Source organism: Mycobacterium liflandii, assembly GCF_022354805.1.
Lineage (GTDB): Bacteria > Actinomycetota > Actinomycetes > Mycobacteriales > Mycobacteriaceae > Mycobacterium > Mycobacterium marinum.
Genome location: NZ_CP023138.1, coordinates 655,058 through 679,617, shown reverse-complemented (window position 1 = coordinate 679,617; position 24,560 = coordinate 655,058). Strand labels below are relative to the sequence as shown.

The following is a 24,560-nucleotide window of genomic DNA, read 5'->3' as shown; positions in this document are numbered from 1 at the left end:
GGAACGCCCTGGCGGCGCGCGCAATTCACATCGTCTGGGTCAACCCATTCAACCCGTCTGCACCGAGTAGCAGACCGCCGGTGCCACCGTTGCCGCCGCCGCCTGGCGTGCCGCCGGTAACAACGGCGCCACCGTTACCGCCGTTGCCGCCGTTGCCCAACAGCAGCGCGCCGCCACCATCCCCGCCTGCGCCGCCCGTGACCGTGCTATCCCCGCCGGCGCCACCAGCACCGCCGACTCCGCTGGTGCTGTCGCCACCCGCCCCGCCCGCTCCGCCGGCGATCGAAAAGCCGAATCCGCCGCTGCCACCGGTCCCGGCGGCCCCGAACCAACCTCCGTGGCCTCCGGTGCCGCCGGATCCACCGCTTGGGCCCAGTCCGCCCGCTCCGCCGACTCCTCCACCGGAAAACAGCAGCCCCCCATAGCCGCCGGCCCCGCCGATTCCACCGGTACCGCCGGGGGTGACGCCTCCGGTCCCATCGGCGCCGCCGTAACCGAAGATCACGCCGCCATCGCCACCCTGGCCACCTTGCCCGCCATCGCTGGTGTTGGCGTAACCGCCGGCATCGCCGGCATTACCGCTACCGAACAGGCCCGCGATGCCGCCGCTTCCCCCGTCTCCCGCGCCGGTTTCACCGAATCCACCTATGCCGCCCTGGCCCCCGGTCCCGCCAAGTATCCCGCCGGCGCCGCCGGCGCCGCCGGTGCCGCCCGTTCCAAGCAGTGCGGTGCCGCCGGACCCGCCGGCCCCACCAGCGCCCAGCAAGCCACTGTCCCCGCCTGCCCCGCCGACACCGCCGGTCCCGTTGGTGTTGGCGATGCTGAGACCACCTGCCCCGCCGCCGCCGCCATTGCCCCACAACAGCCCCGCGCTGCCGCCGGACCCGCCGGCCCTGGCGTCGCCGACTAGGCCGGCGCTGCCGCCGACCCCGCCGGCCCCGCCGACGGCGTCGACGCTATTGCTGAGTCCACCGGCGCCACCGTCACCGCCGCGACCGATCAACGGTCCACCGTCACCCCCGGCACCCCCGTCGCCTCCGGCGGTAACACCAGCTCCACCGAGCCCTCCGTGACCACCGCCGGTCCCGAACAGACCGCTGAGCAACCCGCTGTCCCCACCGGCACCACCAGCCCCGCCCACGTCCACGAAGCTGGTACCACCAGCACCACCGGTACCGCCGGGCCCGAACAACCCACCGGCGCCACCGGCGCCGCCCTGTCCCCCGGTGGTGCCGACCGTCAGCCCGCCGGCACCACCGGTGCCGCCGGCCCCGAAGAGCCATCCGCCCGCCCCGCCGGCGCCGCCGGCTCCGCCGACTCCGCTAGTGCTGGCACCGCCAGCGCCACCGGCGCCGCCATTGCCGATCAGTCCGGCGGCTCCCCCGGTCCCGCCAGTACCGCCGGCAGAGCCCAGGCCCGGGCGTGTTCCCGAGCCTCCTGCCCCGCCGTTGCCGATCAGCCATCCACCCGCTCCGCCGTTTTGTCCGGTGCCGGGCGCACCGGCGACACCATTGCCGATCAGCGGGCGGTCGGTGAACGCCTGGAAGGGGGCGTTGACTGCGTTCAGCACATCTAGCGGCAAAGTCTGCAGGGAACTGGCCGTGAACGTGGCATTGGCCGCCTCGGCTTGCGAATACTCGTTGGCCCCAGCGCTCAACATCTGTGTGAACCGGGCATGGAACTCAGACAGGTGCGCACCGAACTGCTGGTACTGCTGCCCGTGTAAGCGCAATAACCCCGCAATCGCCACCGACACTTCGTCAGCCCCGGGCGCCAGCACTGTCGTGGTCGACGCGGCCGCCATCGCGTTAGCCGCAGTCATCGACGAACCAATGTTCGTCAAGTCTGCGGCCGCGGCGGCCACCATCTCGGGGAGCACATTGAGAAATGTCATGCCGCGCCTCCATCCGCCCTGCCATTCGTGGCGTCAGGCTAGCCAGGGCAGCCAGTACCGCGACGCTGCTTTCAGCAAATTCCGACAAGACGAAATACCTTCTCTCGCAGCACGATACGAACGCTGTCTCAACACAAGCCCGAGACCAGCACTAACAACCCGGCAGGCCTCGTTCCAGGTCTCACGCGGGAGACGCAGCAGCAGCCGCATCTCCGGTGGTGGCCGGGACTTTGGCGTGGGTTCGCCCCTGACGGAGCAGCGGAAATTGTTGGAGTGACCGACGTTTGCGCCAAACGGTCGCGCGTATTCGGCAAGGAGCATCGCTCGGTGAATGGGCTTCCACAAGGCGTGGCGGACCCATCCGCCGGCCAAAATCCATGAGAGGTAGGCCGAAGGTTTCGGTCGTCGGGAATCCCGGGAATCCCGGGAATCCCGGGAATCCGTCGTGGGAGCGTGCATTCCAGGATTCGCAGTAGCCGGTAACCCACGATGCGCCGGGTTGGATGACTCCAAGGCGAACTGGGCCGGTCGGTCAGGGTGGGACTGCTCCGTTTCGGCCGATGTCCATGCGCATTTTGTTTCCGAGCCATGTCTCGGTAGGCCGGCGGCCGCTGTCTAGCCCCACACCTGGGGCGATGTGGTTACGCGGTGGGCATGGGGTCTGTTTGTTCACGGTGTGGCCGAACCCTGATCGTTAGTGCGGCGGTTCGATCGGCAGCCTTGGTCCGCCGTAGGGGGTCGGGATGGTAAAGCGGCCTTGCGGTGTGGGGCCGGTGGTCGCTCCCAGGTCTGCCCCCGGTGGCGGCCCGGCGGTGTCGTCGCCAGGCGGTCGCGGCGCGTTTCGAGCCCCCCGGATCAGCACCGCCGGATCGTCGTCGCGGCAGTACGTGTACAGGAACGGCTCCGGGTAATCCGCTGCCGAAGGCGGATGGCTCGGCGTGCCGTAATCGCAGGTGTATCGCGGATACAAGTCCGCCGTGGCCCAGAGTCCGCCATCGTGCATGGTGCTCATGAATGCTTCCAACGCCGAACCGCGGTAGTCCGGAAACAACGCTTTGAGCGCGGGTACTCGAAGATACGACAATTTTGCGACGGTCGTCAGGTTGCCCAGCAACTGGACCATCGTGTCGGAGTTATCGCTGAACAGGTTGTCCGCGGCCTCTAGCACCCCCGGTGTCTGGTCGACCATGCGGCGGTACCCGTCATCCATGGACGAAACGCCGGTTAGCAGTTGATGAACGTTGCGAGCGGTAGCGTCGATGCCGTCATTCACATCGATAGCAGCAGATAGCACCACGCGGCTGTTCCTGAGCAGGCTGACCGTTTGCGGTAGCACCGAATCCAGGGTGGAGATGAGGAAGACCCCGCCGTCGACAATCGCGGTCAACTTTTCCGGCGCTGCTTTGCTCAGGTTCAACTCACGCCTGATCCCCGCCAGCTTGGCTGGATCGATCTGGGCCAGTACGCCATCGGCATGCTGCACGAGTTCGGCAGGCGTCACCGGTGTGGTGGTGCGATCTTGTGAGATCGCGTCGCCGTTCTTGAGGAAGGGGCCCTCACCAGAGGTGGCGTTGAAGTCAACGTATTGTTCGCCCGCCGGTGACAACGCCGATACCCGGACCGTACTGGCGACCGGAATGCGCACGCCGGCATTGATTCGCAGTATGGCCGTGACACCGGTCCGAGAGATCTCGAGTGACTCGACTTTACCGATTTGCACGCCGTGCAGGGCAACGTCCTGGTTGGGCAGCAACCCGCCCGACTGGCCCAGTTCGACGGTAAGGGCGTAGTTGGAAGCCAACGGCCTGACGTGCAGCACACCGATTAGCAGGTAGGCGACCGACACCACCAGGGTCAGCAACAAACCAACGCATGACAGCCAGGTGTGTCGGCCGCCACGCATGTTGGTCAAGGAGGGTTCGACGTCGGTCATTGCGGCGGCCCCTGACCGACAACGCGCTCCTGAAGTCGCCACAGCGTGAACTTCAACGAACCGACGAACTTGCGCCAGTCGTACCGCTTGGGGCCATGTAGGCCTGGGTCCCCGCCGAACCCGATGTCCGGAATGGAACCAAGGACCAGTCTGTCGATCCCGGCGCTGCCCGAGATTGAGTTGCCCGCAGTGAGTTTGACGAATGGCGCGTACAAATTCGACAAGGCCGACAACCGTGCGTCGGGGTCCAGCGCCACATCGTTCCACGCGGCGGCAACAGCATTGGCGTCCTTGATGACGCTCCTGCCGCTGCTGTCAGTGCCGGCAATCGACGGGAACTTCTTCAGCTCGGTGGCCGCGCCCCCCATCAATAACAGCAAGTCGGAGATCTGGCTGGCATCTGCTGCCAGTACGCTCGTGGCCGGGTCGGTGGCTTGTAGCAACTCGGCGATCACTTCTCGTTTGCGGTCGAGTTCGGCGGCCAAATGCTCGGTTTGCGACATCGCGTCTTCGAGCTGCCCGGTTCGGGCGTCAAGTTTTCCCAGCAATTCATTGGACTTGCGGATCAGTTCGCCATACACCTCGCCGTCATTGCCGGCGGCCTTGCCCAGCCCATTGATGACGTTGGTCAAGTTATGAGCCACACCACCGTTGATCAGAATGGCCGCCGAACTCAGTACCGATTCGACGGTGGCCGCCGTCGCGGTCTTGTTCAGCGCGATGGTGTCGCCATCTTGGAGCGTGGGGGTATCCGCAGCACGCTGGCTCGGCGGGACGATCGACACAAAGACGTCCCCCAACGGTGTTGCGGTGCGCAGTTCGGCGCCACTGCCCACCGGCACCCGCACGTCGCTCCTGATGCGCAACGTGGTCACCGCGTTGAAGTCGCGAGCCGTCATCGACTCGACGAGGCCTATGTCTGCGCCGCCGAGCTTCACCTTGGCGTGTTCGTTCAGATTGAGCGCATTTGCGAAGATGGCGGTTATCCGATAGCCGCCCGAACCCAGGCCCGGGGCCGGAAGTGGCAGATCAGCCAACCCATTCGTGGAACACGCAGTGGTGGCGAGCACGGTCGCCAGAATCCCCAACCGCCAACGCGGCCTGCCGGATAGCCGCCTGATCATTTCTGCCCCATCGCGGCGAGACCGTCGAGCACATAGGTCAGACCGAAGTCGGGCCCATAGTCCTGCAAGGTGCCGGTACTGCAGCCAAGCTGCCGCAAACCCATCAGGTTGCATACCTCCTTGCCAAACTGCGAGTCGAAGATCATGCGGTCGGTCAGTTGGTGGGCTCTAATCGAACCGTTACGTTGATCGACCGCGTTGTACAGGTTGTCGGCCATCAACGGCAGCACATCGAAGAACTCGGTGACCTCCCGTTGCCGATCAACCACCGACTGTATGGTGGTGTTGCCGTTGGCAATTCCGCGTGCGATGGCTTCGCGGTTGGCATTGAGAATGTCTTCAGTGCGTTGAATCAACGCGTTGAGTTGCTGGCCGCTGGTTCCAGAACCGAAGCCCTCGTTGGCCATGATCTGACTGAGTTGGCGTACGGTCGATCCGAACTGCCGCAACGTCGAGTCATTCTTCGCCGCCGCATCCAGCAGTGAACTGAGATTCTCGATAATCGCGGTCATCTGTTCACGGGTATGCACTCCGCGATCGGCGCTGAGCCGCAACGCTTTCGACAGCTCGTCGAACGCCTCCTTGAGGTGCTGCCCATTGCCGTTCACAACGTCGTACCCGGCATCGAGAACGCCAGCCACCGGACCGCCACCCCGGCCGTCTCCTTGTAGAGAGCTGGCTAGTCTGTCCAGCATCCCGAGGACCCGGTCGAACTCAACGGGTGCCCTGGTACGGGTCAGCCCGATGGTGTCGTGATTTCGCAGCGTGGGCCCACCGCGGTAGGCAGGAGTCAGCTCGATCTGGCGGTCGGTGAGGATTGATGTCGAGATGGTCACCGCCTGCACATCCGCCGGGACCTGCACCGCGCGGTCGACAGTGAATTCCACCTCGGCGTAGCCGGATTTCGCGACGATTTTGGTGATATGCCCCACCGGTATTCCGAGCACTGCCACTGCATTGCCCTCGTAGAGGCCAGCGGCACTGTCGAACTGGGCCGTCACCACGATCGGTCCGCGGTCGCGGGCCAACCCGTACCAGCCAGCGCACGCGAGGGCGGCGACGACCACGAGGCCTACACCAACCCGAATTAGGTTGTGCCGGTGTGTCATGCGCAGTCCTTGAAGTATTGGATCAAACCGAACTGCTTGGCGCGGCCGCTAATCGCACACATCCACGAGTCGACCAGCGGTCCGGCGGCCGCGTTGAGTTCCAACGCATTGCCATAGCCGGACGCATTGGCCAGCTCCCTGACCGGCACTGGGGCGATTTCCAACAAGTTCCTGAAGAGCGCATCCTGTTCGGCGAGTTTTGCGCTGAGCTGCTCCATCGTTTGGACGACATCTTCAAGCGCGGCCCGGTCATCGACCACGATTGTGCGCAGCGAGCCGACGACCTGCGTCAAGGCCTGCATCATTGCGTGGAAGGCCGCTGAATGTGCGACGAACTCTCCGATCAGGTCTTGGCCCTGCCGAATCATGCTGCCGAGGTCGGATTGCTGGCGACGCAATATGTAGGTGACGTTCTGCGTGCTCTTGAGCAGTGTCCCAAGTTGGTCGCGACGCTGGGAAATCACCGAAGACAACGCGCGGACATTCTCTAGCGCTTGCGGAAAGACGTCTGGCAGACCGTTCAGCGCTTGGCCGAGGACGGTCAGCGATGATGCAATTCGATCACCGTCAACCTGCTCGAAGGTTCTGGTCGAGTCGGCCAGCGCCGCCTGCAGATCGTAGGGCACCTCGGTGTGGGCCAAATCGATTGTCTGGCCCGGTGGTACACCAGCACCCGTCGGATGCAGGTCGATGTAGCGGGAACCGAAAATTGTTGTGATCTTGATTGCGGCCCGAGTGTCGCGGCCGAGCGCAATATTGTCCTTGACCCGCAATCGAGCTTCAACATGGTTGCCTGCCAGACGAACGCTGATGACGTTGCCCACCGGTACACCTGCCACCGAGACCACGTTGTCCGGCTGCAAGGACGCCGCTTGCAGAAACTCCGCTGTGTAGCGCCGATAGCCGATGCCTGCTTGCTTGACCAGCAGCAGCGCCCCAATCAGGACTACTGCCAGTGACAGCCCAACGAATCCGAGCCAGGTCTTGTTGTACGAGGCCAGCGGGCGCAGTCGCGGGCGAAGGTGCTTTATTCGTTCAGCCATCGGTGACATTCCTGCATTTCGGGGTGTACATGGGCTTTCCACCGGGCGTCGCCGCGGCCACGATGATAGGGACCATGTCGTTGAGGCCAGGGAAGTACCCGTAGAAGTTGACATCGCAGCCATACACATTCATGTAGGTGCCCTGACCGAACACGCGGGCCAGGCCCTTGAGTAACAGCGGAGTATTCATTCCCACGAAGGCCGCCTGAGGTTCGATGTCCAGCAGGTGCTTGGTGTAACCGGGCTGGCGGTCCAGGATTTGACGGATTTGCGGGTTGACATCTGCGAGGATGCCGCCCAACTGACGGACCACCGCCGCCATGTTGCCGGTCGACTCGACCAATTCCGAACGCCTGCTGTTGAATTGGGAGACCATCTGGCGCGTCTGCGCGATCGTGTGCTCGAATTCAGCGCTTTGGCTGGCCAGGCTGCCGGCCACCCTGTCGAGGCTGCCGATCACGTTGGCCAGGGCGTCGTCGTTACCGGCGAAAGTCGCTGTCAGCGTTGATGTCTGGTTGACAAGGGTGGCAAGAGCCGAAGTGTCGCCCTGAAGTGACGCAATGACCGCTTTGGTGAAGTTGTTGACCTGATCCGGATCGAGCACCGCGAACAGCGGCTCGTAGCCGTTGAGTAGCGTGCCGATATCGAAGGATGGCTCAGTCCGCTCTACCGGAATGACACTGCCCGGCGGTATCGGGATGCCGCGACCGGTGCGGCCGGGGGCAAGCGCCAGATAGCGCTGACCGACAATGTTCTGGTATGTGATCGATGCGATGGTGTCGGTGAGAATCGGCTGGCCCTGCTGCACGATGAACGACACGCGCGCCAGCGTTTGGTCGAGTTCGACCTTCTGTACCCGTCCAACTCGCACCCCCGCGACCCGGACATCGTCACCCTCACGAAGCCCGAAAACATCGGTAAACAGGGCGCCATAGCGGGCCGTGGGGCCTTTGACGTCGTGGCGCAGCGTGACATAGACCATCCACGTCAACGCCGTAGCGACCACCAAGAAGAAAGCCACCCACAGCAGCGCGCCGCGTCGTGTTCGTGTCCGGGGACTAGTCATTGGCCGGCTGCCTTCGCATCATTTGCTCTCCGTCGGTGTTTGCTGAGTTCGGCTGGCGATGGCGCCGCGGGCCACCGGCCCCAGCAGCAGCTGGGTCGCGACGGTCGCTTGCTCCCCGGTGATCAGACTCAGGGCTGACAGTTCTTGCACACTGCCGACCGGCCCGACGTTGCCCCCGAAAGATGACGGAGCCGCGGGAAGCAGATCCGGGTTAGCGGTGCCCGGAACTGGAGGCGCAGGCGTCACCCCGGCAGGCAGTGGCGGATTGGGATCCTCGAGGTTCGGGGTGGGATTGATCAGCGGCGGGCCAACCGCGACGAGGTTTCCGTCAGGACCCACGACCGTCCCAGGGGGGGAGCCAGATTCGGTGGAGGCTGGTAATTCTGCGGGAGTAACACCTCAGGAAGGTCGGGCCGAGCCTGAACCAGGGGTGCGGTAAAGCAGCTCGGGGCCCGCAGCTCCCCGTACCTCGGGCAGTCGGCCCGGGTATAGGTATAGGACGGTGTGAACGAGACGTTCACACGACCGTGGGCAACGGTCGAGGCCGGGTCCCAAACCTCCTCGAAAAACTTGTCCGAGAATCTGGTGATCCGCTCGGTGATCGGCACGAAGTGCTGTGCGTTGTCGGCGAATACACCGACGACCGGGGTGAGATCCGTCGTTATCTGAACGAGCTGGTCGGAGTGGTTCTGCAAGGAATTGACGGCCAGCCCGGTCGTGTATTGCCCGGCCCCGAGGAAGTCGTGCAGCGCCTGCTGCTTGTCGACAAGTGTCCGCATCGGCGCGACGGCATCGTGAAACGCATCCAGTAACTCCGGTGCGCTCTGCGACAGCCCACGCGCCGCATCCACCAGCGCGGCGACAGTCGACGGACCTTCGTCAGTCGCAACGACACCGTTGAGCTCGTCGATGATCCGAATCAGCTGGTGCGTACTCAGCTGCAGTGCGCCGTTGCGATTGTTCGTCGCGGCTCCGACGGCCGCAAGCACTCCGAGGGTGTGATCATCGCGATTACGGCCGGCAGCGGCAAGAATGTCGCGCAGCTTGGTCAGCGCTGTCTGGAACAACACGGTAGGTAGGTCGGTGTCTTCGCTGATCCGCTCGCCGTCGCTGATGGGTGTGCCGGGCCCGTGCTCGACGAGTTGGATCGACGACACCGCAAAGACATTGCTCGGTACGACGCGCGCGGTGACGGTCACCGGTATCGACGCCGCGTACTCCGGTTTGAGGCGAATCCGCACCTGGTTCGGTTGGTTGCCGATCGACGGATCGAGGCTCTCGACGGTGCCAACCTGGATCCCCCGGTATTTGACGTCGGACCCGGCCGGTAGACCGTCGCCGATGTTGCGCAGGTCGGCGACCACTTGGACACCGCGATCCAGATAGCCCATGGACTTGGCCAGCAGCCACGACGTCACCAGCAAGACAACGACCAGCGCGATGCCCCCACGCGCGAGCAACTGTCGCTTCGAGAAGTAAATCCCGTCGAGGTCAATGTGATTGGTCATCGTCAGCCGCCGAACCTGACGCCGGCGTCAACGCTCCACAGCGCCATGGTCAGCACCATGTTGACGATGATGACGACGGTGATACTGGCACGCATGGCGTGTCCGGCGGCAACACCGACGCCCTCTGGCCCGCCTTCCGCGCAAAAGCCGTAGTAGCACTGGACCACCGACGCCAGCGCCACGAAAACCACGGCCTTGATCACCGAGTAGCCAACGTCTCTGGCGTCGATGAGCATCGTGAAGTAGTGCAGATATGGTCCCACCGACCCATGGGTCGTGAAGATAACCATCAGTTGGCACGACAGGTAACTGATCGTCAGACATGCGATGTACAACGGGATGATCGCGACGGCAGAAGCCAGCAATCGGGTGGTGACCAGGTACGGGATCGGCCGGATAGCCATCGCGTTGAGAGCATCGATTTCCTCGGCCACCCGCATTGCACCGATCTGCGTGGTGAAGCGGCATCCCGCCTGGACCGCGAAGCCGAGCGCAGCCATGATGGGGGCGAGTTCGCGTGTGGTCACCAGGGACGAGACGACACCGGTGGCCGGGCCGATGCCCATCATGTTCAGGAAGTTGTACCCCTCGATCGCGACTAGCGCGCCAGCCGTAATGCCCAGCACCAGAACCACTCCCACCGTCCCGCCGCCGACCACGATGGAGCCGTTACCCCAGGTGATGTCGGAGAGTAGCCGCATGAACTCCCGGCGGTAGCGTCGCAGCGCGACCGGAATGGCAAGGACCGTGTGGAGGTAGAACGCAATCATGTGGCCGAACCTGGCGAGCGGCTGGCCGGCACCGGCGCCGGCAAACACTATTTGACGTATCGACATGCGGCGCATCGCGACAAACGAGGTCATGTCACAAACCCGTTCTCGGGAAGAGAACGGTATAGAGCTCACTGACCACGACGTTGACGATCATTAGCAGCAAGACGGCCTCCACAACCGCGGCGTTGACCGAATTGGCGACACCGGCTGGACCGCCCCGAGTTGATAGCCCTTTCTGACATGCCACCACCGTCACGATGAAGCCATAGACAGCGGCCTTCAATAGGGCGAGGATCATGTCGCCGGTGGTGGCAAACGCCGAAAATGTGGCCAGGAAGCTGCCCGCAGAGCCGCCCTGGACGTACACGTTGAACAGGTAGCTGGCCAGGAATCCGACAAAGCACACCACGCCGCACAACGCGACCCCGATGACCATGGCTGCCAGCAATCGAGGGACGACCAGATTGCGGACCACGGAGACGCCCATCACCTCCATCGCGTCTGTTTCCTCGCGCATGGTGCGAACGCCCAGGTCCGCGGTGATTGCGGAGCCGACCGCCGCAGCCAGCAGAATGGCCGCCACCAGCGAGGCGGCCTGCCGGACGACGGTCAACCCGCTCGCCGCTCCAGCCAGCGAGGTCGCCCCGACCTGGCCAGCGAGCATCGCGAACTGGATGGACAGGGTAGCGCCGATGGGCAATGCCACCAGAATCGTCGGCATGATGGCGGTGGCGGCCATGAAGCTCGCCTGCCGGATGCACTCGGTCCATGGGAACCGGCCGGTCACCAGATCTATCGCCAAGTAGCGCAACGCGGCGACGCCCAGCACGATCTGTTCGCCAGCCGTGGCAAGCGATGCCGCTGGGTGCTGACGCAGGTACGTGACGCTGAGGCGGCGCAGCCCGATCAGTCGGTCGTTAACAAAGGTCGTCGCCATCACACGGCCTCACAATGCGTCGTCGAAGAGTCGCAACCGCTCGGAGGTCTGCCGCCGACGCAGCTTTCCCGACGACGTCTTGGGGAGCCAACCCGCCGGGACCACATGGACTGCTCGCGGACTCACCCCGAGATTGACGAACACGCGGTCGGCGACCTCGGTTCGGATACGGTTGCTTTCGGCATCGTCGGCATGCAGCGCAGATTCGGCGACCATTACGAATCCCTCGCTAGCGGAGGCGGTGGCCAGGCGCACGGCGGCGACGCCGCCGGAATGAATGCCCGCGATACCGACAACGGACCGCTCGATGTCCTCAGGGTGCACGTTGCGGCCCGAGATGATGAGAATGTCTTTCTTGCGGCCGCAGATCACCGGTTGCCCGTTCTCGGTCAGGTAGCCGACGTCACCTGTGGCCAACCAACCGCCGGCGTCAACCGCCGGCTCGAAACCCGCCTCAGTGCGGTATCCGGCCGTCACGTTGTCGCCGCGGATCTCGAGTTCGCCGATTTCCGACGGCGCGAGGACGGTTCGGTCTTCGGACACCACTCGCACATCGCATCCGGGCACGGGCGGTCCCAGCATGACTCGCGGTGCCGCCGCTTCGCCCTGTGCCGCGACCAGGTCGGGATGCGGCGGGCAGACCCGGAATCCTTCACCGGGTCGTACGACGGATATCGCCAGGGTCGCTTCGGCCATACCGTAGGCCGGCACGATGGCATCCCGCCGCAGTCCAAAGCGCGCACCCTCGGTGGCAAGCCGCTCCAGCGTGGCGACGTCGATGCCTTCGGCCCCATTGAGCGCAAAGCGCAGGGAGGAGAGATCGAACGCGTGGTCCTGCGCTCTGCGTAGGCGCCGAGCCAGCAGTGAATACGCGAAATTCGGTGCAGCAGTGATGCTGCCGCGGTGCTTGGTGATCAGTTCAGCCCATAGCAGGGGATCGTTGAGGAAGTCCGCCGGCGTTATGTGGACAGCATCCATACCCTCATACATGGGAATGATCAGCAGACCCATCATGCCCATGTCGTGGAAGAGTGGCAGCCAGCTGACTACGACATCGGAGGCGACATCGGCGCTCGCGGCGGCCATCAGTGCGCGCCCGTTTGCCTCGATGTTGCGGTAGGTGATGCTGACGGCCTTGGGATGCCCGGTCGAACCGGACGTCAGTTGCAGGAATGCGGGCGAATCCTCCTCTGCGACAACGATGCGCCCTTCATCTGCGGTAAGCAGCTCGGAAAGTTCCAAGCCGCGTAGGCCCACCTTCGCGAACTCCTGCGCGGCGGACTGAAATGGGCTGCCGACCACGACGGTCGATGCGCCGACCATCGACAAGGTCTTCTTGGTGTCGGCGGCCCACGCTTGTAGGTCGGACCGATGAGTGGGTTGATGCAACATCGTCACCGCGGCACCGCACATCCAGGCGCCCTGCACCAGAGGAGCGATCTCACCGGGCGCGCCAGCCAACACCGCCACCACGTCGCCGGGGGTGACGCCGTCACGTTGTAGCGCACCCGCCGCGCGGCGGCCCAAGTGGTGGATATAGGACCACGGCGTGTTCGTCAGCTGGTCGAGATGGGATCGCCCGTCGGCGCCGACCGGAGCCGTGGTCAGACCGTGCTGTGTCGCCCCCTGGCTGTCACACAGCCTCCGCATGATCGTGTTCACGGGTTACCCGACGCGTTGACGGCAGCATTCACCGCATCCGGCGCGCTCTTCCGGCTCTCCACCAGCTCAACCAACGCGCCCACCGTCTTGGATTCGAAGACGTCGTCTTTGCTCAGTCGCACACCGAACCGGCTGGCAATTTCCGACACCGTCGAAGCGAACGCAAGTGAGTCGAACCCGAGGTCCCTGATGAGTTCGGAAGAGTCCCGCACCTCAGTTGTGGCGATCTCGAGTTCGTCAGCGATGAACTCAACAAGGAAAACACGCACCTCTGACATGACAGCTTTATGCCCTTACTTTCCGATTTTGCGACGAATAACGAAGTGGATGGGAATTTGCAGGATCAAGAACATGCCGAGGCCCACCAGACAACCCCGGAGGACCGTCATGGTGTCGAAATCGCCGTACATGATCGTCGACGCTGCAGAGACGATGTGTGAGAACGGATTCACATTGATGCTGATGCGCAGCCAGTCCGACAGGAATACCGAAGGCATGAGCGCCTGGCTGACGAACAGCACCGGCAGTGCCAAAGGCAGCATCGCGACCGGCGCCTGCGGGTTGAGCGTGCGGAGTGCCACCAGATAGAACAGTGAGCTATATGCGGCCGACCACAGAAACATCAGCAGGATGAGTAGCGCTGCGGTGAGGATCCCGGCGCGCAAAGGGGCATCGAGCAAAGCCAGCAGGCCGATGACGATCACCGCCGCGGGCAGGATCCTGAACATCTCGAAGCCGATCTTGGCGGCCATGATCTGACCAGTCGAGACACCATAAAGCCGCAGCCGGTCGGTGAAGCCCGAACTGATCTCTTCGATCAACGTTCCCGCGCCGTATCCCGCGCCAAGCATCGGAATCAGCATGATGAGGCCCGGGGCGATGTAGGCGGTATAGGAAGTCAGCGGAAATCCGGGCAAGTCCGCGACGCGTTGGAACATCGACCGCACGAAGACCACCAACACGACCGGAAACACGATGGGAAAGATGAAACCGAAGACCGGCTGTCGCAGCCCCACAACGACATAGCGGCGAAAGAGGCGGGCGGTGTTCGCCAGCGCGGAGCGGGTCATTGGGTAGCCTCCAGGAACGCGTCGCGCAGCGACGTCGATCGAATTTCGATGTTCGCGCCGGCCAGTCCGAGCCGATCCAAAACCGTGGCGAGCGAACCGATCTCGGAGGCAGACGCAGAGTCCAGTGATCCGGTTACCGCGCTGCTGCCCTTGCGCTGCATCGGGTAGCCGGCGCCGGCCAGTTGCCGCACGGCGTCGTCGGTTATCTCCTGGGGTGCCGAAATGTCCACGGCGAAGCCGTGGCTTCGGGTGAACTCCTGTGTCGAACCCGCAGCGACGAGCACCCCGTCCTTGATGATTCCGACTTCATCGGCCAGCGAGACGGCTTCGTCCATATCGTGTGTGGTCAGGACGACGGTACGGCCCTCAGAACGCAGCAGCCGGATTGCGTTCCACACCTCCTGCTTGCCTTCGATGTCCAGCCCGCTGGAAGGCTCGTCGAGAAACAGCATCTGTGGGTTGTGCGCGACCGCGAGGGCCACGTCGACGCGGCGGCGCATACCACCAGAAAGTGCTCCGACTTTGCGATTCAGGTACTTTCCGAGGCCGAACTGCTCGACGAGTTCGCCCTCGCGACGCTTCCTGTCGGATTTCGGCCAGCCCGCCATCGCCAGGCTCATGCGTATCTGCTCGACGGGTGACATCCACAGATCGAGGGCGACCTCTTGCAGCGCCACGCCGATGAGTGGCCGCAGCTGCGTCGTGTTGTCAACCGGAACCCCCAGCACCTCCAGCTGGCCGCTAGTCGGGGTCAGCAATGTGGTAGCCATCCTGATGGTCGTGGTTTTACCCGCCCCGTTGCGGCCCAACAGGCAATAGACCACCCCGCGCGGAATCACGAGGTTGAGACCGTCGACGGCGTTGGCGTCCGAACCGGGATAGGACTTGACCAGGTCGACCGCTTCGAGAGCGGAGGTTCCTGGCTGCGAATTTCCGGTTTCGTTGTCAGTCTTGGACTCTGGGGAGGACATAGCGTTCCAGCTCTTCCGTTAGGTTGATGCCTTGGGCGGTCATGTTCACGTCGATGGCCGTATACAGCGGAAAGCTGCCGCCCTTCGGTACATCGTTGATTTGGTGGACTTTTCCGCTCGTCATCCCCGTAATGGTCAAGTCGACAACGGTGCGGGCCAGCTCAACCGGCTTGCCGCGCCACGTAGCCTGGCGCGTCCCGTCGGCCCGCACGGTGCCCGACAACTTCGCGCCCCCGCCGCACTCGCCGTGCAGGTCTCGTGGCTCGTTGAGGTTCTCGAGCGCGATGCCGCCTGCCACGGCGCACTGCAACGACACCCGGGAATCCAGTGGGTTGACGATGGTGATGGCGTTGAGGGTGCTCGCCGTCCCGTCCTTGGAAAGGACGCCGGTCTCGTAGGGGAACCGGTCACCCTGGTAGTAGTGCTGCACCTGCAGCTCACCAGCGCGTGGCCCTGGGCCGATAGTCAGCAGACCGCTCTTGGGCAGGACGGTCGTTTCCTTGAGATATGTAACCGAGCCAGCTACCTCAACCGAGTAGCCGCCATAGGGCGATCCCTCAGCGGGCTCGGCAACCGGCTGCGAAACCGGCTGCGGGTACTCGAGCAGCTGGAACGCATGGCCGACGGGTTCGCCGGCGGCCTTGTTCACCGCCGTACATCCGCCGGTCAGCGCTGCCGCGGCGACCAACACCGACGCGGCCATCGAAGATGGTCTCATTGCGCTACACCGGTTTTGGCCAAACTTTTGCGAAGACGTCGGTGACGGTGAGCAAAAAACGCCGACAAGATCTTGCTCATCAGCTTGCCCCACCCGGGGATAAGGCCCATGGGTGCCTGAGGAGCCAGCGTGATCTCGTCGCTGACCACCGTTTTATCGCCTTTTGGTTCCAGGGTGCGGTGGTGTACCCACACCCGCATCCCCGTCATCGTGGACTCTTCGCGGAACATCCGGCCGGGTTCAATCCTGGTGATGGTGATGTCGTCAAACCCGAAGGGAAGGAACCCGAATAGTAGAAGGAAGCTCTTGCCGATCCGGGTACCCGGTTCCACGTCGGCAATGGATCTGCCGATGAACTGTTTAGGCATGGTCATTTTCATGTAGGGGCCCATCTCATGATTGATCCCCTCTTGGGTGGTGACCGTCTGCCATACCCGTTCGACGGGGCAGTCGATCTCACTGACTTTGCGGAAAACGTGCTCGTCGGTGTGGATTGATCTCATTGCTCTCTCTCTTCTTCCCCGGAAGGTCCTGGTACAGCTGAGGCTGGATGTGGTGCTTGGACTGTCAGCGCCAGCAGTGATGCCGAATCCGCATCCATGTCGCGAATGGAATCCGAGATGAATGACCCGCCGATATCGACTACGGCGGGCACACTGTCGGCGCCGATGTAGTTCGGCAGAATTTCTCCGATCTGGTGCAGGCGATCGGGCAGCAGTTGGCGATACCACTCGAACAACGGCACGACCAGCGCCACCGTGACGAGATCGACGCCGTCGGCGGCGAGACTGCTGAAAAACGCTCGCCAGATCTGTTCGATCATCCCGGAGCGACGCGCGCTTCGCAGCACCCCCTGGGTAGCGAGTTCTGCGATTCGCCGCGGATCGATGCCGTCGAAAAAGTCACTCCAGCGCGGGTAGAGAAAATTGCGGCGAGTGCGTTCGTCCACGGGGTAGTTGCGCGCGTCACGTAGCGTGCTGAAGCTGTCCAGCCCGAGCTCTGGGTCATGGCGCAGCGCGCGGAGAACTCCCACGGGCTGGTGCGGTGCCGCGGTGTCGAGGCTGACGAAAATCTCCGACGAGCGCTCCCAGTCTCGGTAGTGCACCATTTCCGCAGCGGCGATATCGGCATCGCTCGCAAAGTTGTTCTCCAGACCGAAGACGGTGTACTCGACCTGTTTGGCCCATCCAAAACGCGGATCGGACGCCGCCACTCGCTCGATACGACACAGCTGTTCGGTCATGCCTGTGCCGCCAGGTCGTCGGGTAGACCAGCGATTTCGTTGCCCCGGCGGGACACGTCAGCGATGACCCCGGTGGCCAGGTCTGCGGTGATAAGCGGATTGACGAAAGTCAGCTTGATCGCCTGGTGTCCGGCCGCGCGCGATCGACCAACGAGTGCGAGGCCACAACGAGCGAGGCTGCTGCGGATCGCACTGTTGACCGCGTCGCACTTCTGCTCGGTCAGCTCCGGATGGCGCCACCGCAGCACTACCGTGTTGACGGCCACGGGCGCACACAACGTGAGGTGGGGGTGGTCCGATACGGCCCGGCCTGCGGCTGCCGCGGCGGCGCAGGTGGCGTCGATCATCGCCCCGATACGCCGCTCACCGAGCGCACGCAGGGTGAGGAATATTTTCAGCGCGTCGAATCGACGGGTGGTCTGCAGAGACTTGCCGACCAAATTGACGACATCGTGTTCGACATCATCGGCGGGATTGAGGTAGTCGGCGTGGCAGGCCGAGACGCGAAAGGACTCGGCGTCTCGGACCAGAAGGGCACTGCAGCTGATCGCCTGAAACAGCAGCTTGTGAAAGTCGACGGCCACGGAGTCGGCTAACTCGATACCCCGCAACAGATGTCGGTGTTGGGCACTGAAGGCCAGACAGCCCCCGACACACGCATCCACATGCGCCCAGACACCGTGCTGCCGGGCGATCTTGATCGCGGGCTCGAGCGGATCGATGGCCCCGTAGTCGGTGGTTCCCGCGGTGAGGAACAGTCCGAACACCGGTGTGCCGCGGGCTTGGCTCTCAGCGATGCACCCCGCCAATGCCTCGACGCACAAACGTCCTGCATCGTCGGTAGGCACTTCGATCACGGCGTCGGCGCCAAGGCCGAGGATGCGCAGTGCCTGGCGCGCCGAGAAGTGCGCCTGCCGAGTGCAAAGCAGTCGCCATGAGCGCGCCGCCGCCGGCAACCCGGCGGTGCCGACATCCAAACCCAGCGTCCGCTGCGCGAAAACATCACGTGCCATCAGCAACGCGTGCAGATTGGATTGGGTGCCGCCACTGGTGAAGGTACCGTCCGCATCTGTCCCGTATCCGATTCGGGCACAGAGATGTTCGACAACTCGTTGCTCGATGGCCGTGGCTGCGGGAGCTTGGTCAAACGAATCGAGGGACTGATTGAACGCGCTGATGAGAACCTCAGCGGACAGGGAAGCAACGGTGGGCGGGCAGTGCAGGTGCGCCAGGTACGCGGGGTGGGTGACCACAGCGGAGTGCCCCGCCATGAGGCCGACGGCCTCCTCCAGGGCCGCCGGCAGGCCGACACCGGCAACGGTATCGAGCCTGGGCTTATCCGCCAGCTCCTTCAGCAACGAGTATCCGTCCACCAGGCCGGGCGCGTCGGCCGCTTCCAATGCATTCGCAACCAAGCCGCTAGCCAACGTAATTGCGTCGCGGTAGGCGGCCGTGCCGCTGCCCGAGACGAATTCGCCGGCGAAGTCACTCACGTCGCGGCTCATCGCTGGTCCGCCCGGAGGTCAACTGCCTTGGTGCGGTGCCGTTCTACCTGCTTGACGGCAGCTTCGAAGGCAGTCAAAGCCGCGCTGATGTCGGCTTCCTCGATGGTCAACGGCGGCAGAAATCGGATGACGTTTCCATACTGTCCGCCAGATTCGATGATGAGCCCGTTACTGAGGCTCGCACGCTGAATCTGCCTAGCCAGTTCGGGTGCCGGTGCCACACCCGACGGCCACGGCAGCTGCGGGTCCACAATCTCGGCGGCCAGCATCAACCCGCGGCCGCGAACGTCGCCAACGATCTCGCACTCTTCGAGAATGCGTTGCAGTCCGGTGCGGAAGTACTCCCCCATCCGGGTTACATGCTCGGCCAACGCCGCTTCTCGGGCGTATCGAATGACCGCGCTCGCCGCGGCGAAGGCCATCGCGTTGCCCCGGAACGTTCCGGTAAACGCACCGGGTTCCCAGACGTCATAGCCTTCGCGAACCACGATCACGGCAATCGGCACACCCGAACCGAGGCCCTTGGACATCACGACCATGTCGGGCTCGATGTCGCAATGCTCGAACCCCCAAGCCCGTCCGGTCCGAAACATCCCTGCCTGTACCTCATCGGCGATCAGGGGGACTTCGAAACGGTTTGCCAGGTTGCGCAACGCCTTGGCCCAACGCGGGTGGGCCGGCAGCACGCCGCCCTCACCGAGGACGAATTCGGAGATGATCGACGCGGGGGCGCTGATGCCGGCGTGGGGTGCGGCGAGCTGCTCGACGGCCGTCACTGCCAGGTCTACGCCACGTTCGCCCCCGACGCCGAAGGGACACCGATAGTTCTGGGGGAAGGGCAGAAACGTCGTCCGCGGTGCCATCACTACGGGCTGTTGCCGAAGTCCGCCGCCGGAGCTTGCCGCGCGCGCAGCCCTGGTGCAGCCGTGGAAACCTCCCTGCACGCCAACATGTTCACGCCCACCGGTGGCGATTTCGGCAAGCGTGAGGGCCGCCTCGACAGCGCTGGCACCGCTGGGCGAACACAAGTGGACCCGGCCGTCGGCGGCCAATCCCGGCGGCAGGATGGAGAGCAGGTCTTCGACGAACTGCTCCCTCGCGGGGGTATGAAAGTCCAACGACAGCCAGGGCTCACCGGAGTCAACGGTTTTGATGACCGCCTCACTGACCACCGGATGGTTCCAACCCAGCGACATCGCCCCAGCGGCCGCTAGGCAGTCGATATACCAACGCCCGCTGCTGTCACGTACCCGGGTACCGCGGGCCTCGACCAGTCGTATCGGGAGGCGTCGCGAGTAGGTCGCCGCATTGGATTCCCGCATGGGGGGTGGGTTTTTGGCCAGCATCACACAGCCTCATCGGTGAGTTGCCGGATCGGCTTCGACGACTCTGCCCGGCGGCTGAGCAGGCGACGGAATGAGCTGACCACCGATGGGTCCTCGGTCACCCAATAGCCGCGGTCGCGGGGAACTGCCTCCGCGAGCCGTCGTCGAGCCTCGGCGAGCTGGTGGTAGGGCAGCTTGGGGAATAGGTGGTGAACAGCGTGCAGTCGCAGACCCAACGGGGCCCAGAGCTCACCCAGGACCGGCAGCGACGGATGGTCGATAGAGTCGAGCACTTGCTCGGGGAATGTCATCCGCTGGTTTTCGCTCTCGTACCGATGAGCAACGAGCACCCGAATCCAGTTGACGAACAGGATCAGGCTCACGACCGCGTAGGCCTCCAGCAGTCGGTACGGCGCGAATACACCAAGCCCGAAGAGCACGGCCACCCCGACCAGGTAGGCGAAACAGGCGAATTCCTGGATCAGCCAGGAGCGAGGGACGCCACCGGGCGGAAGTGTGCGGCAGAAGTCTGCGTCGATCATCAGTGCCGACGCCCGAGTCAGTACGTACCGACGCAATGGTGGGACAAGCCAACTCAGCGGCGCCAGCACCAGGAACCGCACCACGAAGAACACCGGCCCCAGCAAGGCGGTGAAGGGTAGGGCGACCACCCGCCAGCGCGGTTCGGTGGCATAGGCCACATACTCGCCGTCGGCGGCGGTGCCGTAGGTGCGCGACGCGTGATGTTCTTGATGAAACTCGTAGGTGAATTGCGGAACCATCAGCGGGATCCCGCAGACCGCATGCCAGTACAGCGCGAATGAACGTAGTTCGGCACCGGCGTGCACGATCTCGTGGACGAAAAGGACGGCACGGTATAGCGCCAACGCAGCGACCACCACGCAACCCACAGCGGCGGGCGAAAGGGGTTGCCTGGCCGGGCACAACAGGAATGCCGTGTAGCCCACCGCTACACACACCGTCAGGTCGACCCAGTAAATCCACTGCCGTCTTACAGCGAGGTCGGCTACCAAGGATCGCGCCTGCGCCATCGAGATCCCGAGCACGTCCTTGGAGCCGGCCCCCTCGGCCAGCGCCTGCCGCGTCTGAGTACTCATCCAACAAACTCCGTAATCAATTCCGCCACTGACACTTTGGGAATGCCCAGCTCACGCACCGCCCGAGTAGGGTCGTAGTAGACCTTGCGGGCCATCAGGTCGATGTTCTCGGGAACCAACGGGTCATCGAAATGCGCCCGACTCGAGAAATCGGATGCGATACGTTTTCCCCTCCCGAGGGCGCGGAATGGCCGCATGGGCGCGACCCGTACCTGGTGGGATCGCCCCACGGCGCGCACGAGCAGCTCAGCGATCTGCCGGTACGAAAGGTTGTCGGTGCTGAGTATGTATCGCCGCCCCGGTTGACCCTTGTTCATCGCCGCTGTGACACCGGCCGCGAAGTCGCGGGCCGAACAAACGGCGGTTCCTCCCGGCGGAACGACCCGCAACAGACCTTTGCGCGCCGCGACCAGCAGGCCCTGCCAAGACCGGGGCGGCCCGAACCCAGGCGCGAAGACGGCCGCCGGGTTCACCACCACGACATCGAGCCCGCGGTCGACGAAGTCGAGCACCAGCTGTTCGCCAGCCCGCTTGGTAGTCGAGTAGACGTTGTCGAGCACCGAATCTCGCGGGTCGAAATCTTCGTCCGCGATCACACCATTGGGGGGATATCCGATGGCCGCCGTGGAGGACACGTGCACGAGGCGTTGCACCCCGTGCCGCCACGCCGACTGCGCAACATGGTATGCGCCGAGCACGTTTGTGCGCCAGATCTGGTTGGCTAAACGGGAATTCGGCGATGCGATGCCGGCGAGATGGTAAACGCGCGCAATTCCGCGCATCGCCTCGTCCACGCTTTGAGCATCGGTGATGTCACCCCGAACAACATCGACGTTGGAGCGCAACTCCGGGCTCATGACGTGCGGATCGCCGGGCTGCACCAATATGGTTGCCCGCTCGCCAGCGCGCACCAGCGCTTCCAGGATCGTCGAGCCGAGATACCCCGTGGCGCCCGTGACCAGAATTCGCGGTGCCATCAGAGCTCCTTTTGATAAACTCGATGACGCTTCTCGGGCGCCTTCTTCATCTGCGCCGCAAGCGAATTGGACCACATGTTGTCCTCGTGCATCCACGTGGTGGCGACAGCGGAGTACCCAGCGCCGGTTATCGTTCGCACGATCTCGCCAGCCAGGATCCGGCCTAGGCCCGCGCCGAACTGGGTTTGGACCGCGCCGATGAGCACCACGACGGCAGTGCGCACCCCGCGGATTCGACCGCCTCGTTTGGCCGCGATCCGGAGCAGGGCCGAGGGCGTGAATCTGCCCGATTGACCAGTGATTTCATTGACGTCGGGCAGCATGAACAAGAAGCCCACGGGTGTGTTGTTCGCTTCTACGATCCTGACGATGTTCGGATCGATCAGCGGCCGCATCTCGGCGGCCATGCTGGCAAACACGGGCCTGCTTAGCGGCACGTTTTCTGGATGCTTTGCGAACGAGTCGTTGTAGAGCTTGCGCAAGAGTTCGACTTCCTGCTCGTAATCCGACAGTCGTACCGGCCGAACGCTGGCACCTTGCGCGCCCAGTACCGCATCGGCTCGACCCAGCAGGCGCTGCTGGACTGACGGGTTTTCATCCACGCTCCAGCGAAAACAGGCGGTGTCGAACTTCTTTGAGTATCCGGCCGCCTCAACCAACCTCGGGTAATACGGTGGGTTGTGCGGCTGCATGATCGTTGGTGGAGTGTCATATCCGGAAATGAGTAGCCCGACGTCCTCGCGTGACGTGTAGCTGAATGGGCCGATGATGGCGTTCATGCCGCGCCCTCGCGCCCAGTTCTCGGCGGTGGTCAACAGCGTCGATGCGATGGCCTGATCCGGCTCGCTCTCGAAAAATCCGAAGAACGCGTAGTCGCCATAGCGTTGCACGTAGTGGGAATCGATGCAGGCCGATATCCGCCCCACCGGCCGTCCTTGCCGGTAGGCGACGAAGTTGGCGATCTGAACCTCGGAGTGCAACGGGTTCTTGCGGGGATCCATCTTGGCGCGCATGACTCGGCGCAGTGTGGGCCGCCACGCGTCGTCACCGCGATAGATCTGCCACGGAACGCCGATGAAGTCCTTGATCTCCGCATTGGTGCGTACCGGACGGACGGTCGGCGCCGGCGGGTGCGCTAACGCCTCGGTCCATCGATGTGCGCCGACTTCTTCATCAAGCACGAATGATTCCCAGGTCGTATGCCAACTCGGGATTTTTCTTGCTCTTCCAGAGTGCGCCATCCATGTAGAAGTGATGCAGGACGAAGGTCAGTGGTACGGCAAAAATAATGGTATCGAGTTGCCCGGCAAGCACGCCGAGTCCGGCAAGAAATGCGATGTAGAGCGGCAACGCCTTTCTGGTAGACAGCCGTGCCAGCAGAAGCTTCTTCTCTTCGGAGTTCTTGCTATGCGCAAACCGCGTGTTATTCCTGGTCCAGTTGATCAGGTGATATTGCAGGCTGTGCGTGGTGGTGGCGATCAGGATGAGCGCGAACAGATCTGATACGAGGAGGTAGGAAAGGTTGTAGGACAAGGCGGCCACGACGAAGGTCGCCACCGCCATCGCTGGCAGGGTGCGCTGTCCGTCGCGTTTGAGCTGGAGCTGCTCAATGACGGCAAGGGCCAAACAAACCGCGGCGACGATAAATCCGGCGATGACTATGAGCTTGGGCACCGGGGGCACTGGAACGCTCAAATTAGAGAATGGAAGTCGCTTGCCGAAGACTTCATACTCGGAGAAATGCAGCCCGTGAGCCGCTCGAAAGACTACGGGCGCCAGACACGTCGAGTAGAGGGCGTACTGGATCTTTTTCCTGGGGCCCTTGTAGCCATTCTTTGCGGCGTAGATGTTGATCATGCCGAAATGCTGTTTCAGCACGTGGAAAACTTGCCAGTACGCCCAAATCGCGAGCAGCGGGATGAGCCATCCCCCAAACCATAGGATCGCGACCAGTGTGCCGATCACGGCGAGGCTCATCAGGTAATGCGCCCGGTAGCGCGACCGCTCCCGCGGGTCCAGCCAGATCCGGACCGAGGTGGTGAAGACGTGCGGAAGGTCGGACAACAGGGAAAAACCGACCGCGCCGACCAGGAACAACCCCTTGTGGCTACCGGCGGCAAAGAGGACTGCCGACAGGAAGGCACCCAACCCGAATACCAGGAGGATGTCTACCCGTTGTCCGACGAACCACCCTGGCTGCTGCGCCCCATCGCGCGACAGCGGTTTGGCCGCTTCGGTACGACCACTCGCGAGCCCCTCCATGTACACTCACCCCAACCGATTGGTAATGACAATAATTTTCATTTAGCCTGGCACACGATATGGACTCCGCAGTCCGCATGTCAAACGCAGGCCGCACGTCTTCCCGCTTCGCCTCCGGCCCCAGCCGCTAACAGCGCACGCTGGACCGGCGGGCGCTGCGCGTGACCGGGCCGAGCAGGTTCGGCGGCGCTCAGTGCAGCGCGCGATGGCCCGATCGACGGCTCAACCGTTGGCCGAGCTGCGGGGGCCATCTCGGACTCGAAGGTCGGCCTTAGGCGCGTCTGGCAGGTGGCGGATCTTCACCACCCGCCACGGCCTCGTT

General features: G+C 63.6%; 21 protein-coding genes and 1 pseudogene. All 22 read right to left on the bottom strand.

The genetic code is table 11. The features are described 5' to 3' along the window. Positions 1-25: 25 nt before the first annotated feature. On the bottom strand, positions 26-1,894 hold the full coding sequence (locus CKW46_RS03200) for a PE family protein (RefSeq protein ID WP_482052802.1): 1,869 nt from the start codon (positions 1,892-1,894) through the stop codon (positions 26-28). 694 nt (positions 1,895-2,588) lie between these two features. Then, a complete protein-coding gene (locus CKW46_RS03195) occupies positions 2,589-3,827 on the bottom strand; it encodes an MlaD family protein (protein WP_117437001.1) in 1,239 nt (412 codons plus the stop codon). Next, positions 3,824-4,951, bottom strand: coding sequence for an MlaD family protein (locus CKW46_RS03190; RefSeq protein WP_015354008.1), 1,128 nt, complete (start codon positions 4,949-4,951; stop codon positions 3,824-3,826). The genes CKW46_RS03195 and CKW46_RS03190 overlap by 4 nt, the downstream gene beginning before the upstream one ends. Then, the gene (locus CKW46_RS03185) at positions 4,948-6,060 is read right to left on the bottom strand and encodes an MCE family protein (protein ID WP_117437002.1); all 1,113 of its coding nucleotides are present in this window, start codon (positions 6,058-6,060) and stop codon (positions 4,948-4,950) included. The genes CKW46_RS03190 and CKW46_RS03185 overlap by 4 nt, the downstream gene beginning before the upstream one ends. Beyond that, positions 6,057-7,103, bottom strand: a complete 1,047-nt coding sequence (locus tag CKW46_RS03180; protein WP_015354007.1) for an MCE family protein — start codon at positions 7,101-7,103, stop codon at positions 6,057-6,059. The genes CKW46_RS03185 and CKW46_RS03180 overlap by 4 nt, the downstream gene beginning before the upstream one ends. Next, the gene (locus CKW46_RS03175; protein WP_240274453.1) at positions 7,096-8,169 is read right to left on the bottom strand and encodes an MCE family protein; all 1,074 of its coding nucleotides are present in this window, start codon (positions 8,167-8,169) and stop codon (positions 7,096-7,098) included. The genes CKW46_RS03180 and CKW46_RS03175 overlap by 8 nt, the downstream gene beginning before the upstream one ends. Before the next feature lie 18 nt (positions 8,170-8,187). Continuing rightward, positions 8,188-9,677, bottom strand: a pseudogene (locus CKW46_RS03170) (MlaD family protein). A 2-nt stretch (positions 9,678-9,679) separates the two neighbouring features. Continuing rightward, positions 9,680-10,513, bottom strand: a complete 834-nt coding sequence (locus CKW46_RS03165; RefSeq protein WP_482052800.1) for an MlaE family ABC transporter permease — start codon at positions 10,511-10,513, stop codon at positions 9,680-9,682. Positions 10,514-10,541: 28 nt separating this feature from the next. Then, on the bottom strand, positions 10,542-11,387 hold the full coding sequence (locus CKW46_RS03160) for an MlaE family ABC transporter permease (protein ID WP_012392173.1): 846 nt from the start codon (positions 11,385-11,387) through the stop codon (positions 10,542-10,544). 9 nt (positions 11,388-11,396) lie between these two features. After that, a complete protein-coding gene (locus CKW46_RS03155; RefSeq protein ID WP_015354002.1) occupies positions 11,397-13,037 on the bottom strand; it encodes a fatty acyl-AMP ligase in 1,641 nt (546 codons plus the stop codon). Positions 13,038-13,045: 8 nt separating this feature from the next. Further along, positions 13,046-13,327, bottom strand: a complete 282-nt coding sequence (locus CKW46_RS03150; protein WP_012392171.1) for an acyl carrier protein — start codon at positions 13,325-13,327, stop codon at positions 13,046-13,048. A gap of 15 nt (positions 13,328-13,342) precedes the next feature. Then, positions 13,343-14,119, bottom strand: coding sequence for an ABC transporter permease (locus CKW46_RS03145; protein ID WP_012392170.1), 777 nt, complete (start codon positions 14,117-14,119; stop codon positions 13,343-13,345). Then, the gene (locus CKW46_RS03140) at positions 14,116-15,090 is read right to left on the bottom strand and encodes an ABC transporter ATP-binding protein (protein WP_015354000.1); all 975 of its coding nucleotides are present in this window, start codon (positions 15,088-15,090) and stop codon (positions 14,116-14,118) included. The genes CKW46_RS03145 and CKW46_RS03140 overlap by 4 nt, the downstream gene beginning before the upstream one ends. Beyond that, on the bottom strand, positions 15,065-15,808 hold the full coding sequence (locus CKW46_RS03135; protein WP_482052799.1) for a hypothetical protein: 744 nt from the start codon (positions 15,806-15,808) through the stop codon (positions 15,065-15,067). Before CKW46_RS03135 ends, CKW46_RS03140 begins: the two co-directional genes overlap by 26 nt. Further along, positions 15,805-16,311, bottom strand: coding sequence for an SRPBCC family protein (locus tag CKW46_RS03130; protein WP_011742406.1), 507 nt, complete (start codon positions 16,309-16,311; stop codon positions 15,805-15,807). Before CKW46_RS03130 ends, CKW46_RS03135 begins: the two co-directional genes overlap by 4 nt. Then, the gene (locus CKW46_RS03125) at positions 16,308-17,051 is read right to left on the bottom strand and encodes a hypothetical protein (RefSeq protein WP_011742407.1); all 744 of its coding nucleotides are present in this window, start codon (positions 17,049-17,051) and stop codon (positions 16,308-16,310) included. The genes CKW46_RS03130 and CKW46_RS03125 overlap by 4 nt, the downstream gene beginning before the upstream one ends. Beyond that, positions 17,048-18,556 (bottom strand): pyridoxal phosphate-dependent decarboxylase family protein, encoded by a 1,509-nt coding sequence (locus tag CKW46_RS03120; protein WP_482052798.1) that lies wholly within the window; start codon positions 18,554-18,556, stop codon positions 17,048-17,050. The genes CKW46_RS03125 and CKW46_RS03120 overlap by 4 nt, the downstream gene beginning before the upstream one ends. Then, complete coding sequence (locus CKW46_RS03115) at positions 18,553-19,902, bottom strand: aminotransferase class III-fold pyridoxal phosphate-dependent enzyme (RefSeq protein ID WP_020785342.1); 1,350 nt, start codon at positions 19,900-19,902, stop codon at positions 18,553-18,555. The genes CKW46_RS03120 and CKW46_RS03115 overlap by 4 nt, the downstream gene beginning before the upstream one ends. Then, a complete protein-coding gene (locus CKW46_RS03110) occupies positions 19,902-20,999 on the bottom strand; it encodes a fatty acid desaturase (RefSeq protein ID WP_015353996.1) in 1,098 nt (365 codons plus the stop codon). Before CKW46_RS03110 ends, CKW46_RS03115 begins: the two co-directional genes overlap by 1 nt. Further along, entirely contained in the window at positions 20,996-21,976 is a 981-nt protein-coding gene (locus CKW46_RS03105) for an SDR family oxidoreductase (RefSeq protein WP_015353995.1), read from the bottom strand. The genes CKW46_RS03110 and CKW46_RS03105 overlap by 4 nt, the downstream gene beginning before the upstream one ends. Next, a complete protein-coding gene (locus CKW46_RS03100; protein WP_482052797.1) occupies positions 21,976-23,157 on the bottom strand; it encodes a GNAT family N-acetyltransferase in 1,182 nt (393 codons plus the stop codon). The genes CKW46_RS03105 and CKW46_RS03100 overlap by 1 nt, the downstream gene beginning before the upstream one ends. Then, entirely contained in the window at positions 23,150-24,238 is a 1,089-nt protein-coding gene (locus CKW46_RS03095) for a hypothetical protein (protein WP_015353993.1), read from the bottom strand. The genes CKW46_RS03100 and CKW46_RS03095 overlap by 8 nt, the downstream gene beginning before the upstream one ends. Between the last annotated feature and the right edge of the window lie 322 nt (positions 24,239-24,560).